The 16477-nt window shown below is 35.2% G+C and carries 14 protein-coding genes; 2 read left to right on the top strand and 12 right to left on the bottom strand.

What is annotated here, in order from left to right; all coding sequences use genetic code 11:
- Both EZV73_RS09640 and EZV73_RS28780 read right to left on the bottom strand, forming a co-directional pair.
- Nucleotides 1–1248: an MFS transporter gene (locus EZV73_RS09640; protein WP_240840087.1), complete on the bottom strand. Its 1248-nt coding sequence runs from the start codon at nucleotides 1246–1248 to the stop codon at nucleotides 1–3.
- Nucleotides 1249–1400: 152 nt separating this feature from the next.
- Nucleotides 1401–3347: a sigma-54-dependent Fis family transcriptional regulator gene (locus EZV73_RS28780; RefSeq protein WP_305037112.1), complete on the bottom strand. Its 1947-nt coding sequence runs from the start codon at nucleotides 3345–3347 to the stop codon at nucleotides 1401–1403.
- 143 nt (nucleotides 3348–3490) lie between these two features.
- Here EZV73_RS28780 and EZV73_RS09630 point away from each other — a divergent pair, with 143 nt between their 5' ends.
- Nucleotides 3491–4330, top strand: coding sequence for an alpha/beta hydrolase fold domain-containing protein (locus EZV73_RS09630; protein WP_240840086.1), 840 nt, complete (start codon nucleotides 3491–3493; stop codon nucleotides 4328–4330).
- Between the two features lie 14 nt (nucleotides 4331–4344).
- On the opposite strand, the gene EZV73_RS09625 is transcribed toward EZV73_RS09630, so the two are convergent.
- Both EZV73_RS09625 and EZV73_RS09620 read right to left on the bottom strand, forming a co-directional pair.
- On the bottom strand, nucleotides 4345–5244 hold the full coding sequence (locus EZV73_RS09625) for an oxidoreductase (protein WP_240840085.1): 900 nt from the start codon (nucleotides 5242–5244) through the stop codon (nucleotides 4345–4347).
- 374 nt (nucleotides 5245–5618) lie between these two features.
- The gene (locus tag EZV73_RS09620) at nucleotides 5619–5993 is read right to left on the bottom strand and encodes a cupin domain-containing protein (protein ID WP_240840084.1); all 375 of its coding nucleotides are present in this window, start codon (nucleotides 5991–5993) and stop codon (nucleotides 5619–5621) included.
- Between the two features lie 208 nt (nucleotides 5994–6201).
- Between EZV73_RS09620 and EZV73_RS09615 the strand changes: the two genes are divergently transcribed.
- On the top strand, nucleotides 6202–6894 hold the full coding sequence (locus EZV73_RS09615) for a B3/4 domain-containing protein (RefSeq protein WP_240840083.1): 693 nt from the start codon (nucleotides 6202–6204) through the stop codon (nucleotides 6892–6894).
- Between the two features lie 117 nt (nucleotides 6895–7011).
- Here EZV73_RS09615 and EZV73_RS09610 read toward each other — a convergent pair whose 3' ends face one another.
- The 8 genes from EZV73_RS09610 to EZV73_RS09575 all read right to left on the bottom strand — a co-directional run bounded on the left by EZV73_RS09610 (nucleotide 7012) and on the right by EZV73_RS09575 (nucleotide 16476).
- Complete coding sequence (locus tag EZV73_RS09610; RefSeq protein ID WP_240840235.1) at nucleotides 7012–8019, bottom strand: aminotransferase class I/II-fold pyridoxal phosphate-dependent enzyme; 1008 nt, start codon at nucleotides 8017–8019, stop codon at nucleotides 7012–7014.
- 15 nt (nucleotides 8020–8034) lie between these two features.
- Nucleotides 8035–8403, bottom strand: coding sequence for a GntR family transcriptional regulator (locus EZV73_RS09605; RefSeq protein ID WP_240840082.1), 369 nt, complete (start codon nucleotides 8401–8403; stop codon nucleotides 8035–8037).
- An 87-nt stretch (nucleotides 8404–8490) separates the two neighbouring features.
- On the bottom strand, nucleotides 8491–9597 hold the full coding sequence (locus EZV73_RS09600) for a hypothetical protein (protein WP_240840081.1): 1107 nt from the start codon (nucleotides 9595–9597) through the stop codon (nucleotides 8491–8493).
- Entirely contained in the window at nucleotides 9581–10921 is a 1341-nt protein-coding gene (locus EZV73_RS09595) for a radical SAM protein (RefSeq protein ID WP_240840080.1), read from the bottom strand. Before EZV73_RS09595 ends, EZV73_RS09600 begins: the two co-directional genes overlap by 17 nt.
- Nucleotides 10918–12261 carry a radical SAM protein gene (locus EZV73_RS09590; protein WP_240840079.1) on the bottom strand — a complete coding sequence of 448 codons (1344 nt, stop codon included), beginning with the start codon at nucleotides 12259–12261 and terminating at the stop codon, nucleotides 10918–10920. Before EZV73_RS09590 ends, EZV73_RS09595 begins: the two co-directional genes overlap by 4 nt.
- Nucleotides 12258–13547 (bottom strand): radical SAM protein, encoded by a 1290-nt coding sequence (locus EZV73_RS09585; RefSeq protein ID WP_240840078.1) that lies wholly within the window; start codon nucleotides 13545–13547, stop codon nucleotides 12258–12260. Before EZV73_RS09585 ends, EZV73_RS09590 begins: the two co-directional genes overlap by 4 nt.
- Nucleotides 13544–14875: a radical SAM protein gene (locus EZV73_RS09580; protein ID WP_240840077.1), complete on the bottom strand. Its 1332-nt coding sequence runs from the start codon at nucleotides 14873–14875 to the stop codon at nucleotides 13544–13546. Before EZV73_RS09580 ends, EZV73_RS09585 begins: the two co-directional genes overlap by 4 nt.
- Nucleotides 14872–16476 (bottom strand): GH3 auxin-responsive promoter family protein, encoded by a 1605-nt coding sequence (locus EZV73_RS09575; protein ID WP_240840076.1) that lies wholly within the window; start codon nucleotides 16474–16476, stop codon nucleotides 14872–14874. The genes EZV73_RS09580 and EZV73_RS09575 overlap by 4 nt, the downstream gene beginning before the upstream one ends.
- Nucleotide 16477: the final 1 nt, after the last annotated feature.

The following is a 16477-nucleotide window of genomic DNA, read 5'->3' as shown; positions in this document are numbered from 1 at the left end:
TTATGCTGACAGTTTCTCTACTGTCTCTTCCTTGTTTGAACCATACTTCTTAAGTAATCTTGTTATAGCTGCGAAACAAATGATTGTCATCACCAACATGTAGATAAAGATATATTTGAATCCTAAATCTCCTGGGAATTTATCCAGTAAACCACCAGTTACAATGTGGAAATAGGTATCTGGAATAAATCCAACGAATGATGCAAAACCGATAAATAAACCAGTTTTTTCTACACCAACACCCATGTCCTTAAGTGATGAGAAGTATACCCCTCTAATAGAGAAGTTGATGAATTGTGCAACAGCCCACATACCGATAACGATAAATAAGAATTGTGGTTTTGCAGGTACTAAAATATAAATAACTAATGATAAAATTGCAAAGATCATCAATGTTCTTAAAACCTTTAAAGTCGATGCAAACTTATCAACTAAGATACCAGCAGTCGCTGCACCCATAAAACCAACAACATAAAGCACAAACATAGAAATACCTGATGCCATTGTTGTCGATAATCCGAACTGCTTTGTTAAGTATGGTGTGATCATGTTTAAACCGATGTGGAAGTGATAAGCTGTAAAGATTAATAAACCAAATAACCAAGCTCTAGGATCAGCAATGATTGTAAATAAATCTTTGATTTTAACTGCTGTTTTCTCACCTTTACCAACATCTTTTAGCATAAACATTAAAGCAACACCTACAGATATTAATACCACAGAATAGATAACAATAATCATAGAAATACCAAGTTTTGCCTCATTGAACTTGGCAAATATAGCTAAAGCAGAATATGAGATGATCAAGCCAGAGATTTGCTTGCCGCCTTCCCAGAAACCAAACATCTTACCAATATCGCCACCAGTTGATAACATTCTCACTGCCTTGATAGCTACTGACCAGTAAGTTAAACAGATGATTGCACCATAAAGAATATGGATACCTAAAACGACATTATATGATGGGAATCTTGAATATAGAAGTCCTAATACACCCAGTGCAATAAAGTTAAATGATAATAGCGATTTTGGACTAAATCTATCGGCAATCCATCCACCTGGGAAGTAGCAGATCATTGATGAAATACCAAATGCACTTACCAGTACACCCAGTTGTGTGTTGTCTACATTCAATGCCTCTACTAATGCATCATAGTATGAATACTTTAAATACGGTATTTTATATACCAAACCACCTGCTAAGGCAAGTATCAATAAAGTTACCCAATTCTTGTTAAATTTTTTCACGTTTTACCCCTTTTCCTAATTCATTTTGTTTTCTCGAGAATTTTACGTCTGTCTATAGAGCAAAAGCCGTGCCAAAATAAAAAATGGCTAAAAATAGCCATTCTAATCTTTTATCATATTCAATTGGATGACCCTATAAAATAAACATCCAATTATTCATCCAGTTTTTTCATCGCCTCTTGACTGGCTTTACAACCAGCTCTACCTAGGCCCTTTTCTATAAGACCTCTATGACTCAGTGACTCAAGTGTTTTTCTTAACTTGTATTCAGAAATCTCCACACCAGACTCATTCAAAAGCTTAGTGAGTTTGCTTCTTCCTACACCACCAGAGGTTCTTGTCTGTTCAATAATCAAAGACAGAAGACTTTCTTCTAGACTCTTTTCACTCACTTTAAGATAAAAATGAGCCGGAAGTGGTCTCTTGGTATTTTTCATGATAGAGTAGTATTCTGAAACATTTCTCAGCTCACGAATATTACCTCGCCAATCATAATCAACTAGTGCTTCTTTTACAGAATCATGGATAAAAGACTCAGATATCAAACTCATAAAAATTGGGATAATATCTTCTTTTCTATCTCTAAGGGGTGGTACTATCAGAGGCAGAACATCCAATCGATAATAAAGGTCTTCTCTAAAATTATGTTTGTTCACCTCATCCATCAAGTTCTTATTTGTTGATGCAATGATTCTAACATCTATATCTATCACCCGGTCACTTCCAATACGCATGACCTGTCTTTCTTGAATGACACGCAAAAGCCTTGCTTGTAAAGCATATGGCATATCACCAATTTCGTCGAGTAAGATGGTGCCATTATGAGCTTGTTCAAATAAACCGGACTTCCCTTGTTTGTTGGCACCTGTAAAAGCACCTGGATCATAGCCGAAGAGCTCACTTTCAAGAAGTGTCTCTGGTAATGCTGCACAGTTAATAGCAACAAAAGGCTGACTCTTTCTATTTGAAGCATTGTGAATGGACTGGGCAAGAAGCTCCTTACCAGTCCCAGATTCTCCATGTATAAGAATTGTCTTATCCGACGCCGCAAAAAGCCTTGCAGTTTCAAGACAAGAGACCATTACAGAAGACTTATGAATAATATCTGAAAAATGATACTTGGCCTTAAGTCCTGTAGACATCAACTTTTTACTAACCGTTTGCTCTAACTTCCTGAGATAAGTGATGTCATTAAAAATCAAAAGTTTTTCCCAAGTCTTTTCATCTGTCATCAAGGTTTTGACAGATACCATAAGGTAGGACTGATCAAAAGATATGACTTCATGATCAAGATCTCCATTTGATAACATATGTTCAAAGGCATCTTTAAAGGTATCATTCACATGACCATCATGGATATGACATGAAAATACATCTTTTGCCTTATCATTTGATAATAAAACGTCCCATTTATTATTGATAACTAAAATACCGTCACTTGATTTTTCAAGTACAGAGTTAAGTCTTTCTGATTCAAAGTAAAGGTCCTTATATTGCTTAGAAATACCTTCTTCTATGGTCACAATCTTGTTGATATATTTGAGGAGATTTTGGTGAACCTGGCTATCATGAAAGCCAAGTTTGTTGATAATTGTAATTAAAGTAGCAGTATCTAAACATCTGACACCAACATCTACTATGTTTTTTATATGGCTCGGCACCAGTTCTGTAAGACAAGATACAATGGCATACTTAACGTCTTTATAACTTTCACTTTCCTTATAAGTAATGAGTTTTAAGTTTCTCAGTTTCCACTTATAAAATAAAGTTGTCATCTGAAGGGCTGTTTCATAGTAGTCATTTACAACAAGAACAGGTTCATTTTCCGGTATGTCAAATATGCCAACAGCATTTTCTTTCTTGATGGTTCTAGATACCACAATAACATTGTCTGGATTTTCAATACGACCAGCAAGTTTAGATAGTCTCTTTTCAAGCATAACTAAAATTAGATCACCAGAGATTTTCTCATTTTCTTTCATAGATTCTATGGTACAGTTCTCAATAAGTACCCTATCTCCTAAGACGTCTCTAATATTACTTAAAAGTTCATAATACATCTGTCCTAAAAAATCTGTGACAATTACAATTTTCTTCAAACCTAACTCCTCTCAAAACACAACCATTGTACAAGATTTAAATGTTTTAAGCAAATGAAACTTATTAAAAAAATCTTTGTAGCTACTTTAAACTTGAGTATCAGCATACATTATGCTAGTATATAGCGAACGGAGGCATTTTAATGGAATTCATAAAAAGATGGTTCAAGGAAAGTGGTCCACTTTCGTCTAAAAGGATCCATAGAGAACTTAACGGTCATTCAGTACATGGAAGACATATCATAACCGGCGCAGATAAAAGTAATTTCGGTGATATGATTGTGTATTACATCAATAGAAATAAATACAACTCTACGCCTGTCATCTATTTACATGGTGGTGCATACTTACACGGACTAAACCCACTACACTTTAAATTCTGTCATTCATTATCCAATATAATAAAGTCTCCTGTTGTCTTACTAGACTACCCACTCCTACCAGATGAGAATCATGAAGTCGCTTATGAAAAAGTACTTAAATACTTAGATCAGTTTGAAAACTACATTCTAATCGGTGATTCAGCAGGTGGAGGTTTAGCTCTAGGCTGTCACTTACATCAAAAGTTAAACAATAAGCCTCTTCCAAAGAAGACAATTCTTATGTCACCTTGGGTCGATGTAACCATGTCTACACCTGAGATTTCACATTTGGAATCACTGGACTTTGTATTAAATAGAGAAACCCTAATCGAAATCGGCCAGAGATGGGCAAATGACAAAGAGACCACTCATTATATGGTCAGCCCAACTTATGGTGATTGTGAAGCACTCGAAAACATCATGTTGATATCTGGAGATGAAGAACTTTTTACACCTGATCTAAGAAAACTTTCGAAACGCTTAAACAAAGAAAACTGCCTATACATAGAAGGTAAAAACATGTTCCATGACTATATCTTGTTTACAAACATGGGACTACAAACTGCTGATGATACATTTACAGAAATCATAAAATTCCTAAAAGATATACCTAACTCATAAGAGTTAGGTATTTTTTATATGCTGTATTTAAATGCTAAGAGATTTTCTGTATACTTCCACAATTCCTTGCTTAAGCCATCGTCCATTCCTAGTCCCTTAATCTGCTGAGCTACTGGAGGCCCCCATATAAATCTCTTAGGGCCGAATAACTTGCCACCTTCAATGTTTTTTTCAGTAGCTGCTCTTAAAAGTGGTGCAACTCCTACTTCGACTGGTGAAGCAATCATCTTACTAAAACCACCACCTATACCAATGGTTTGTTGTCTGTCTGTACCAGTTAATCCCGGATGTGCTGATACCGATACAGCATTGATACCAGCTCTATTAAATCGGTACTGAAGTTCTCTCATAAACAAGATATTGGCTAACTTAGAATCACCATAAGCCTTACCACGGTTATAAGATCTCTTTCTCCACTCAAAATCATTAAAATCAATAACACCACTTCTGTAAGCACCGCTAGAAACCGTCACAACTCTAGCATCCTCAGTTTTTTCAATGACAGGTATCAATAGGCCAGTCAGTTTAAAATGTCCCAAATGATTGGTTGCCATATGCATTTCTTGTCCATCTTTTGTTCTCCTAAGCTGGTTTAGGTTAACAACACCTGCATTGTTTAGGAGTATATCTAGTCGGTCATACTTATCTATAAAAGATTTTGCAAAGGTCTCTATGATTTGGTCATTTAATAGATCTAATTCCATCACTTGAATCTTTGCATGATTGACTTCACTCTGAATTTTCTTTTTTGCATCTAAACCTAGCTTTTTACTTCTACATGCTATAACAACACTAGCTCCCTTTTTACTCAGTTCCTTAACACATAAAAAGCCAAGTCCCTTATTGCCACCTGTCACTATAGCAACTTTTCCTCTAAGATCAGGTATATTTTCTACAGTCCATTTCTCTGCCATTTGATCCTCCAAATTATAACTATACACATGAGTAACTTCTAAACTCAGTATAGATAGCAGGCCAAAGTCTGTCAACGAAAGGCATTGAAATTACTCAGTTTTAAGAAAGTGAGTAAGTATTATGTCTGACTATATAAAACTAAGAAGATACAAAATGTTATGTAACCTATAACTATAAAAATCTATAATAATAGTGTCGATCAAGGAGCATTAGGCAGTTATTTATACATACCTTACTTTCTATTTATCTATAACTGTCAATCTATCGAGATTATATTAATAATGCTTCCTGTCATTTATTACACGTTAAAAGGAAACCTCATGGGTTTCCTTTTAGTCATTTAATTATTGATTTTCGGCATAAGCAAAGATTCTTACTCTGTTCCTATTGGATCAATACCTTTGTTTTCAATCATTAGCACAACAGCCTTCCCCTCAGCTACAATTGGGCGGTGCATCGTTCCCTTTGGTACACAACAGCCTTCGTACTGATTTAAGGTGAAAATCTTCTTTTCTGTTTCTAAGATCATAGTGCCTTCTAACACAAAAAAAACTTCATCATCATCTTCATGCTTGTGCATATGATATTCACCTTCAAATATGCCCAAACGCAAAACAGAAGAATTTACTTCACATAAGGATTGATTAAACCATTTATCTGTATTTTCTTCTACTATATTCTTTATAGTAATTTTTTCCAGATAATCATATTTGATATTCATTTGTTGATTATAATCATATTTTTTCATTTTGCCTCCTAGGTATTTAACAATTTACTTACTATAATTTTAATAACAACGATTGGATTACTCAAGGTCCAATTATTTAGTATATTCTCTGTACCAATTCTTACTTTGGTTCCATATATGTTTACGTTTATTGGTCCTTTCTTTTGAGGAAATTTAAAGGTAACATAACAACAATACATCTAAATACAGTTGACAAAAGGAGGTAAAAATGAAATTTATGATAGAAGATAGGGTATTCGATTTGTTTCCAAATCTACATATTGGCATTCTATCTGTTCGTAACATCACCAATATGGACAAAGGAAGAGAAGACCTACTAGAAAAGGCGTGTTGTCGTCTAAGGAACAATTTGGCTGAAAACAGTCAAATCAATCAAAATATTGAAATATATCAAGATGCTATGAAAAAGTTTAAACGAAAAAAAGGTGTAAAATCTTCCATCTACTCACTTGTTAACAGAGTCTCTAAGGGGCAGGAAATAAAAAGCATCAATCCTGCTGTTGATATCTACAACTCGATATCTCTAAACTACATTTTTCCATGTGGTGGAGCAGACAAAGATAAAATTGAAGGAGATTACTCTTTAATGTTTGCATCAGGGATAGAAGAATTTATCGCCTTAGGTGATACCAATAACAAACCACCAAGACCAGATGAACTCATATACAAGGACAACCATGGTGCTGTAGTTAGAAGCTGGTTATGGCGCGAGTCTGATAGGACAAAAATAACAAATAAGACAACAAATGTTCTATTATACCTCGAATTATTAGATATAAATCGAAAAGAAGATTTTCTCCTTGCGTTAGATGAACTCGAAAATCTAATTTGTAATGAACTTGGAGGCATTAGCGAAACAAACATGCTAAATATAAAAAATAAAGAATGCATAATCACATAATTCTTTTTCAATTAAGCAAAAATTTGCACATACTGGTTGCTTTATTAACCAGTATGTTTTTTTATCAACTGCTGTTAAGTAGATTGTAATCCCCAGACATTAGTTAAAACATAAGAATTATGAAGATTTTAATACAGATTTTATGATTGAAATACCTTCACTTATCTGATTCTCATCCAAATTACCATATCCAAGTATCAATTGAGATTTATGATTTTCAGGAAAGACTGAATACTGACTTACAGGCACAATATAAACACCTCTGCCTTTAATCTTCTCAATCAATTTAGATGTGAATCTTACTCCCTTAAAACAAACTACAAGATGTAAACCTGTTTCACCTCCAATAATTTCTACTTGTTTACCAAAGCTTTTCTTTAAGCATTTAATCAACACATGCTGTCTCTTAATGTACTTCTTTTTCATCTTATTTAAATATTGTTCTAAATAACCGTTTGATATAAACTTTTCCATAGCGAGCTGTTCAAAAGTTGGGCTGTGAATATTAACAAATCTTTTACTATAATGTATATTGGAAACCAAACTTGTCGGAAGAACCATATACCCCAGCCTTAAACTCGGTATAAAATTCTTACTGAAAGAGCTTATATATATAACTCTTTCTGGATCAAGTTCATGAATCGATTCAACTGGAGAGTTAGTATATCTAAAATCACTGTCATAATCGTCTTCTATAATATAGCAATTTCTTTCCCTTGCATAATTCACTAATTGTATACGTCTAGAAATAGATAGCGAGCCTCCCATTGGATACTGATGTGAAGGAGTTAATAAAATACTAGAAATCTCAGAATCCATAGGTAATGTTGTAGGATCAATACCTTGATTATCTACAGGATGATGTATTGTTTTTACCCCATTGATTCTTAACATATCTCGAACAACATTGTTGACCGGATCCTCCACAATAATACTTCCTGATAATCTACTGAAATATTGTATCAATAGGAACAGACCTGGTACAACACCAGATGTTATAATTATTTGGTCCTCATGACAGACAATCCCTCTGGTCCTATACAAATATTCAGAAAGTGTTTTTCTTAACTTAACATGTCCAGAATGATTACCATAAGCAAGATCGGAAGGCTCTCGATTTAAAATTGCATCCTTATAACACTATAACCATTTATGTTCCGGAAAATGCTCTAATGAAGGCAAGCCTGGACGAAAGCTAATATCATATCCAAAATCTTCAGCATCTTCAAGATTAATATCAGATTCTTTCATCTGCTGTCTGTCAAACTTAACCCACACATTTACATAAACGCCAGAGCCTACAACACTTCTCGCATACCCTTCAGAACATAACATATCGTAAGCTTCTATGACACTATTCCTAGACACTTTTAAATCCTCAGCTAATTTTCTTGAAGCAATTAATTTTGTATCAGGTTTTAAAATACCATTTAAAATCATTGTCTTAATCTGTGAGTATATTTGCTTTTTTAACGAGACTTTACTGTCTCTATCGATTTTTAAATACATATAAGTTAGAATTTAGCCCCTTTCATAAATTTTATCGTTCTATCTTCTTTACTAAAAAAAATATATAATAATTACTTATTATGCCATCTACAGCAAACCACATTCTATATGCATATCTTTTAGTGTTTTCTCTTTATCTTCACTTTCTTCAGATTTTTCATAGTCAACAGAATAAACTCTAGACTTATAGGTCACTTTTGAGACCTTCTTCATAATATGACTAAGTGGTGCATCAGCCATCATGCCAAGAAGGAAATAATCATAAGCCTTATTATGATGGGCAAGTTCTCTGATAAAATAATCCATCACATGTTCATCATTGTTTTTTACCCTTAAAAAGGCTAAATTATAATACTTTAAAACAGAACCTTCCTTAGGCAGCTTTGGATAGCCTAAATAAACGAGTAAAGGAGATAGAACTTTAAGAAGTTTGTATCTACTTGAGTACTCATGAAGGATGTGCTGCTTGTCTTCATGTCTGTCACCAAGGTAGCCGCATGCAATAATCTGGTCCGAATCAAGTACAATGTAAAATTTCTTATAATCAATATTTAAATAAGTCTCACCTCTTAAGTCCTCTAGTCCTATACGAGGGTAAAAATCACTCTCTTTGCCTTGAGCCTTTAAGAAGTCTACAAGTTTATCAAGCTCACTTTCTTTTACAGGCCTCATTTGATAAGGACTCTTGATTCTCTTTAGCCGCGTCGTGGGACTGTAAACGGTATAGTTACCAATCGGCTTATAATAGGGCATGGACTTACGTCTTTTTGAAAACATTTTAATGACTTGAGTGTTTTCTTCTAAGACAGTGGTATAGACCCATTTAACACCTTGATCTTTTATATAGTCTCCCATAAATTCATAGGCTTTAGTAATTGGTATAAACTTCTTTCTGTATGATTTCTTAATCCTTAGGCCTGATAAATAGGCAACAGGCTGAACTTTTTTTGACATATAAAAATCTCTTATTGCACATACACCAAATCCAACCAACTCATGTGTATCCGACCTTTTACAAAGAAGGACTTTAACAGCATTGCCTTCTCTTTCAAAAGATGAAATTGCAGATGGTCTTCTTGTATAGATGATGCTAATGTCTCCTGAAAAATCTGCTTCTTCAAGTATTTCCAGTATGTCTTTATCGTCACTTTTTTCAGCATCTACAAAGTAATATAATTTATTTCGGGATTTCATCTAAACCACATCCTACCGGTAATCTCAGTTTTTCATCCACTTCTCTTCTTAAGTTTAAGTTCTGAGATAAAAAAACAAAAAGAATAAAAAGTGATGGCTGTCTTTTAAAAGCTTCTATGCTTCTTTTTAAGATAGAGCCTATATGAAAGAATCGTCTTCTTAAGTCTGCACACTTATCGGATAATTCCTCGGGTGTATAACCTACCGGCTCATAAGGAATATCACCATATTTATAACCATCCTTTAGCCACCATTCATTGTCGTGCAGCTTATTTTCTCTGATAAGTCTGTCATGTAACCTAGTACCTGGAAAAGGTAGCAGGTGGTTAAATGCAACAAAGAAAAACTTGTGTTTCATGGAAAAGGCCAAGCTCTCCTCAAAGACCTCATGGGAGTCCCCTTCATTACCAAAAACAAAGGTCGCATAAATGCCTATACCATATGAATGTATTTTTTCTGTCAGTAGGTCTCTTTCTCCCATGCTGACAGTCCATTGTTTACCCATCTGAATCAGGTTGTCTACGTTCATAGATTCATAACCTATAAGGATAACCATACAGCCAGATGCTTTCATGACTTCAAGGAGACGGTCATTTCTAGCCATGGTAAGAGAACCTTGTCCCGACCATTTAATCTTTAGAGGTATCAAGGCTTTAAAAAGCTCAATGGCATAGTCTTCATCAGCAACAATATTATCATCTACAAAGAAGAAATACTTCTTACCAGACTGCTTGATGTCTTCTACAACATCTTCAACTGACCGTCTGTAGTATTTTTTTTCATAAGCTGATGTGATGGTACAAAATTCACAATTAAAAACACACCCTCTGCCTGTTTCTACAAGACCGAGTATAGAATACTTTTTATCACCATAAATAGACCGGTCCGGGTATAAACCTTTTTTAAAACCATTGGATCCTTGATAGGTTTTCTTCAATTGATTGTTTTTTGCATCTTCTAAGAGTTCATGCCAAAATCCTTCAGCATTACCCTGTACAACACAGTCAAAGTGCTTTAAGGATTCTTCAGGCATTAAAGTAGGATGATAGCCGCCACCAACTACTCTTATCCCTCTTTTTCTAAACTCATGGGCAATCTTATAAGCCCTATTAGATGTATACATTTCCACACTGATGATAACCAAATCGGTCTTTGTGTCATAATCAATTAACTCCATACGGTCATCAAAAAACTCAGTTTCTATATCGTCAGGCGTCATTGCTTTTAAGGTTGAGATAACTAAAGGTTCCATTAGACGCCATGTCTTGATGTACTTCTGGCCTTTTTTCTTACCAATGGCCGGCAGTATATATGTTATTTTCACGATTTCTCTCCATTTCCAAGTATCATGGACTGCTTTTTATAAACTTCTTTTCTAAACAAAGGATTGTATATCAGATAAGTGATGAACTTATAAGGTGTTCTCATATTTGTCTTTAAATCTGTTGCCCTATAGATGATAGAAGTAATTGAATTAAATGATTTTCGGCATTCAAAACCAATCTGAGTTAAGTCGTCACTTGTCATGTTTTGTGGCATATAAGGTGCATGATTAAATCTAAAGTCATCATGTAGCCACCAGTTACCATCATAAAGCAGTCTGTTTTGACTCTTTAAATCCTCATAGAGTTTAGTAGATGGATAGGGCATCAAAACATTAAAAGCAGCAAAGGCAAACTTATTTTTCTTAGCAAACTTTAGTGTTTCATAAATGCTATCTAAGGTATCCTCATCGTGTCCAATTGTAAAGGCTGCCCATGTTTGATGACCGTACTTTCTCAGGATTTGTAGTTGGCCTTTATAAGCATCAAAGTTCTCACCAATGTTATGGCCCTTGTTCATACCAGACAAGGTTTCTGCCTTGATAGATTCAAAGCCAATGACATTACCAAGGCAGCCTGATTTCATCATAAGTCTCATAAGCTCTTCATCTTCCGTCATATCGATACTCGCCTGGCTGACCCATTTTATTTTTAGTGGTATCAAGGCCCTAAACAAGTCTTTGGCTCTTTCATGATCTGAAACAATGTTGTCATCTACAAAAAAGACAAGCTTTAACTTCTGACTTTTAATCTCATCTACAACTGCTTGAATATCCCTACAATGGTGGGTCTTGTTGAAATAAACGCTGGTTGCACAGAAATGACAACCATTTGTACACCCTCTTGAAAACTGCATCAAGGAAATGGGTAGATAGCCCTTGTTTTCAAACAAGTCCCTTCTTGGAAAAACATTCTTTTGAGGTTTACAAGAAAAGTCACCTTTATAGTGTTTCTTTAAAAGGCCTGACTTTGCATCTTCAATCATAAGCGTCCAAACATTTTCTGCATCACCTGTCATAATGGCATCTGCATACCTCATTGCTTCTTCAGGCAAAAGTGTTGGATGCATACCGCCAATGACAACAGGTACCTTCTTTTCTCTGTAAATTGCAGCAATTTCATAAGCTCTTTTAGCAGTAAAGGTCTCTACCGTAATAGCCACTAAATCTGTCTGGTCCTCAAAAGGAATGTCTTCCATCCTGTCATCATAAAAGACCACTTCCACATCTGAAGGTGTAAGTGCAGCCAGTATACCAATTTGTAATGGTTCCATCCGGCCTTCATCCACATAAGAACCAGTCATCATCCTGCCCATATTGGGTTTTATTAGGGTTAACTTCATAAAATTCTTCCTTGCTTTTTCTTTATCTCACGCCTTGATATCAGATTGGCTGCAAGATATATACCCATGTTTCTTAAATTCACAGGCTCTTTTATCAACCGTTCATTGATGCTTTTATAAGTATTAAATGCTTCTCTAATTTTGAAACAACCATCTCTTAGTTCATCTGGTGTCATGTTCTTAGGAATAAATACAGTGTCACCATACTTATAGTCTTTTTCTAACCACCACTTGTCATAAAGAAGTCTGCCTTCATCTTCTAATCGTTTATAAAGTGGTGTAGCCACAGTTGGTATCAAAGGATTAAAGTTGGCGAGCATAAGCTTATTATCAATTGCAAACTTTAAGAGCTGGTCAAAGGTTTCTTTTGTATCCCCATCATAGCCAATAACAAAGGTGCCATAAACCATTAGTCCATGTGATTTTATGTTCTTAATAATTTTCTCATAGTTGTCATGTTTGATGTTAATGCCTTTATTCATCTGCTTAAGGCTTAGGATATTGGTGGTTTCAAAGCCTATTAAAACAGCCATACAACCAGCTTCAGACATCCTCTTTAAAAGTTCCATGTCCATGCCAACATCTATAGAAATTTGACAGACCCACTTGACCTTTAAAGGTTTTATAGCCTTTAGAAGCTCTAGAGTTTTGGACTTTTCCATAAAGAGATTGTCATCAACAAAGAAGATTATCTTTAACTTCCTTCTTTTGATTTCCTCTACCAATAGATTCAGATCTCTATAGCGTCGTGAATCTTTATACAAGGCGTGAATAGAGCAAAAATCACATGAAAACTTACACCCTCTAGAGTACTGAACAGGCGTAATGGATGCGTATTTTTTACCATCAAATATGGTCTCATCAAAGTAGGTTCTTGATATGTCTGGATAAGTATCACTTTTATAATATGCTTTCACACAATCATTCTTAAGATCATGTATAAAAGACTTGTAAACTTCTTCGGCATCACCTATAAACACAGTATCAGCATATATGCCAGCCTCTTCAGGTATCAAGGTCACATGGACACCACCGATACCCGTCTTTATCCCTTTAGACCTAAACTTTCTAATAAGTGAATAGGCTCTTTTTATGGTAAAGGAGTTGGCTGAAAAAATCAGCCAATCACTATCTATACTTTCAGGTAATGATTCTAATCGTTCATCTATAAAGTCTAAAGAAATATCATTTGGAGTAAGACCTTTTAGTACAGCAAAAGCCAAAGGTTCCATAGCATCAGATGACTTTTTTCCACCCATAGCTACTTCTACAAATGTTATTTTCACTCTGACCACCTCAATATATCTGAGTTATCAATCATTCGATTCCTGTCAAAGGTCTCAAGTCTATCAGCGTAATGCCTGTAGGCTTGATTGGTCATCACAGCTAGGGGAAACAAGATGCTTGGTCTAAAAATCCTCTTAATGATGCCTGAGTTCGAATAAGTATCTCGCCAGGCTTTAATAAAACCTTCGGTCAACTGATCTCTAGTCATATGTTTAGGTTGATGTACCACATGCTGAACATCGAACATGGCCCAGTTGTCATCTGTAATTCTATTTTCACTTAATAATTGGTCATAAAGTTTTGTTCCTGGAAAAGGCGTTAAAATTGAGTACCTAGGCAAATCAATCTTAAGCTTTTGAACCATCTCAACAGTCCTATCAAAGACATCTAACTTGTCCTCGTCCGTACCAAAAACAAAAGTGCCATTGATGGAGATGCCATGACTGTGCATCTTTTTCATCAACTCAGAATAATCGGTCACATGATTCTTATACTTGTTGATGGTTTGAAGGCCTTTTTCGGAAATCGATTCAAAGCCTATCAATAGACCTTTACAACCGCTTTTCACCATGAGGTTAAAAAGCTCATCATCATTGCAGACATCAGCTGTCACCAAACCAAACCACCACTTTTTAAGCGGAATCAAGGCCTTAAAAAGCCTGATTGCAAAGTCTCTATCTGCTACTAAATTAACATCAACAAAGAGGATGCCTTTGGTGTCTAAAGCTTCTATTTCCTCAACCAATACTTTTAAGTCTTTTGTATAATAGTGTTTGTCATGCATGGCGTTAACAGCACAAAAGGAACAATCATTTGTACAGCCTCGACTGGCTTCTAATGAAGAATTAGTGATGTACTTCTTTTTGGGAAGTAAAGTCCTATCCGGTAAAGAAAATGACCAAGGCTGACTTCTATCATCTTTATAAAAGGCCTTTAGATCCTTGTTTTTAAAATCAATCAACATCTTAGGGATCACGACTTCACCTAAACCGATTAAAACACTGTCGCAATGGGCTTTTGCCTCTTGAGGTAAAATAGATGGATGAACCCCACCCATAACCACCTTGATGCCCCTTGACCTGTAATAGTCACCGTAGGCATAGGATCTTGGCGCCGTACCTGTTATAACAGTAATGATGATCATATCTGCTTCAATATCCTTAGGTATAGCTTCAATGGTCTCATCGTATATCTGAGTTTCAATATCATATTTTGACAAAATACCTGCTATGGTCGTCAAGGTTAAAGGTGCGTAATGTATGGGCTTTTTAAATGACCCCGTATAACGGTGCATGGCACCTGCTGGTGAAATGATTGCTATCTTCATAAATCATCCTTCATATAATCGCCTTGAAAGGCTTGTTCAATGCCTGTGATATTAATAAGGGTTTGAAACTTAATATCTCCTAGTTTCATCTGCTTTTTCTTCACTAAAAAATCGTAGTAAGCTTTCTCATAATCACCAGAAAGCTTAAAAACTCTGAGCCTATCTAGTTGACCTAGATTTCTGGCATAGTCATAGTGAAAGTTCTTTCTAAGTTGAGCCTCAAAGATTTGAGGTGATACACTTTTATTTGTAAACAAGGTATAGTAGAAAGTCTCATCCTCGATTGGCGCTAAGAATGAGAAAGAATCATCAAGCTTCATTTCCTCTAAAATGCTTTTTACATGCATTTCATTGATTTTTTCTCCAAAAAAGTCCGAAACATTAGAAGACTTCCCCATAAAGACAATACAAGGGACTTGATTGTAAAAACCATCTACTTTAACGATATCATGGAGTTGATACCTATAAAGCCCCCCTCTTGTTGTCATGATAAGCTTATATGACTTACCATCTTCTAATTCATCTAAAAGCTTTATGTCATCACTTTCTAAGTCCATAAACTCAAAGAAGTGCGATTTATAACTGACTACGCAACCAATCTTATGTAGGGGAAAAGAGGCTATGCCTTCTGTTGCCAGTAGTCCCTTACCTTGTATGGTCACATCCAAAAAATATTGATTAAGTCTATCACAAGCACCTTTTGAGTTCCCCTGGTCCCAACAAGAAATGATTTCAAGACCAGGCCAAATCTTATGAAAAACACAAGTCTCAGAATCGTTTAAAAGACTTTCTATTGTCTTAGCTCTCTTCTCTTTTGCCTTTATCTTTAGCATAGATTTTGGAAGTTTAGATCCATTAGGTGGCCTGATAGAGCCCTGATTTATATCTTCAATGATTTGATTCTTATAAGTTAAAAAAGTCTTTAGTAAGTTCTCTAAAAATGTAGGATTCCAGACAGAAATCAAAGACAGTTTTTCTTCTCTTATCAAATAGAACATGGTTATATATCTAAAATCCCCAATATCAGATATAAACTTAATATCACTTGGTACGATAAAGAGTCTATTAAAAAGATGTTTTTGTACCCAGTCAAAGTAACCTGTATCATCTTGAAAACCAACAGGAATACCTGATTTTGTAAATGTTCTTTCACTTGCAATAGGTGAAACAGACCAGTAGGCCTTACCCTTCATCAGTTTTGGATAGTGGTGGTATAAATCATACAACCAAGGTTTTATGCCTGCCATAAAATCAGACTGAAGACCACTTGTATAAGGAATATACTTAGAAGCAGACGTTGAACCTGACGACAACTCAAACAAGTCTATGGTCTCATTAACCAAGGCCTGACACCTGTCATCCATATGCTTTTGAATGTAGGGTTGGTGATCCTCGTAATCTAAAATAGGGACATGCTTTTGAAAGTCCTTTATTCCCTTAAGAGAAGAAAAATCATGTAATTTTCCAAAGTCAGTTGATTCGTTTGACCTAATAAGAGCCATCAAGTATTTTTCTTGATGAAACATTGGATTATGACTGTCCTTTACAAAACTTTTAAAAGCTTTTAAGTTGGATAACTTTATCAATCTGTTAGCAATCATA

The organism is Acidaminobacter sp. JC074 (assembly GCF_022496765.1).
Lineage (GTDB): Bacteria > Bacillota > Clostridia > Peptostreptococcales > Acidaminobacteraceae > JABXKX01.
Note: the sequence above shows the minus strand (reverse complement) of the source record. Positions and strands in the feature narration are given on the sequence as shown.

Bases quoted from the DNA above. Each gene is read 5' to 3' on its own strand.
- EZV73_RS09630 (WP_240840086.1), top strand. From the start codon at position 3,491: ATGGAATTCATAAAAAGATGGTTCAAGGAAAGTGGTCCACTTTCGTCT.
- EZV73_RS09625 (WP_240840085.1), bottom strand. From the start codon at position 5,244: ATGGCAGAGAAATGGACTGTAGAAAATATACCTGATCTTAGAGGAAAA.
- EZV73_RS09620 (WP_240840084.1), bottom strand. From the start codon at position 5,993: ATGAAAAAATATGATTATAATCAACAAATGAATATCAAATATGATTAT.
- EZV73_RS09615 (WP_240840083.1), top strand. From the start codon at position 6,202: ATGAAATTTATGATAGAAGATAGGGTATTCGATTTGTTTCCAAATCTA.
- EZV73_RS09605 (WP_240840082.1), bottom strand. From the start codon at position 8,403: ATGTATTTAAAAATCGATAGAGACAGTAAAGTCTCGTTAAAAAAGCAA.
- EZV73_RS09600 (WP_240840081.1), bottom strand. From the start codon at position 9,597: ATGAAATCCCGAAATAAATTATATTACTTTGTAGATGCTGAAAAAAGT.
- EZV73_RS09590 (WP_240840079.1), bottom strand. From the start codon at position 12,261: ATGAAGTTAACCCTAATAAAACCCAATATGGGCAGGATGATGACTGGT.
- EZV73_RS09580 (WP_240840077.1), bottom strand. From the start codon at position 14,875: ATGAAGATAGCAATCATTTCACCAGCAGGTGCCATGCACCGTTATACG.
- EZV73_RS09575 (WP_240840076.1), bottom strand. From the start codon at position 16,476: ATGATTGCTAACAGATTGATAAAGTTATCCAACTTAAAAGCTTTTAAA.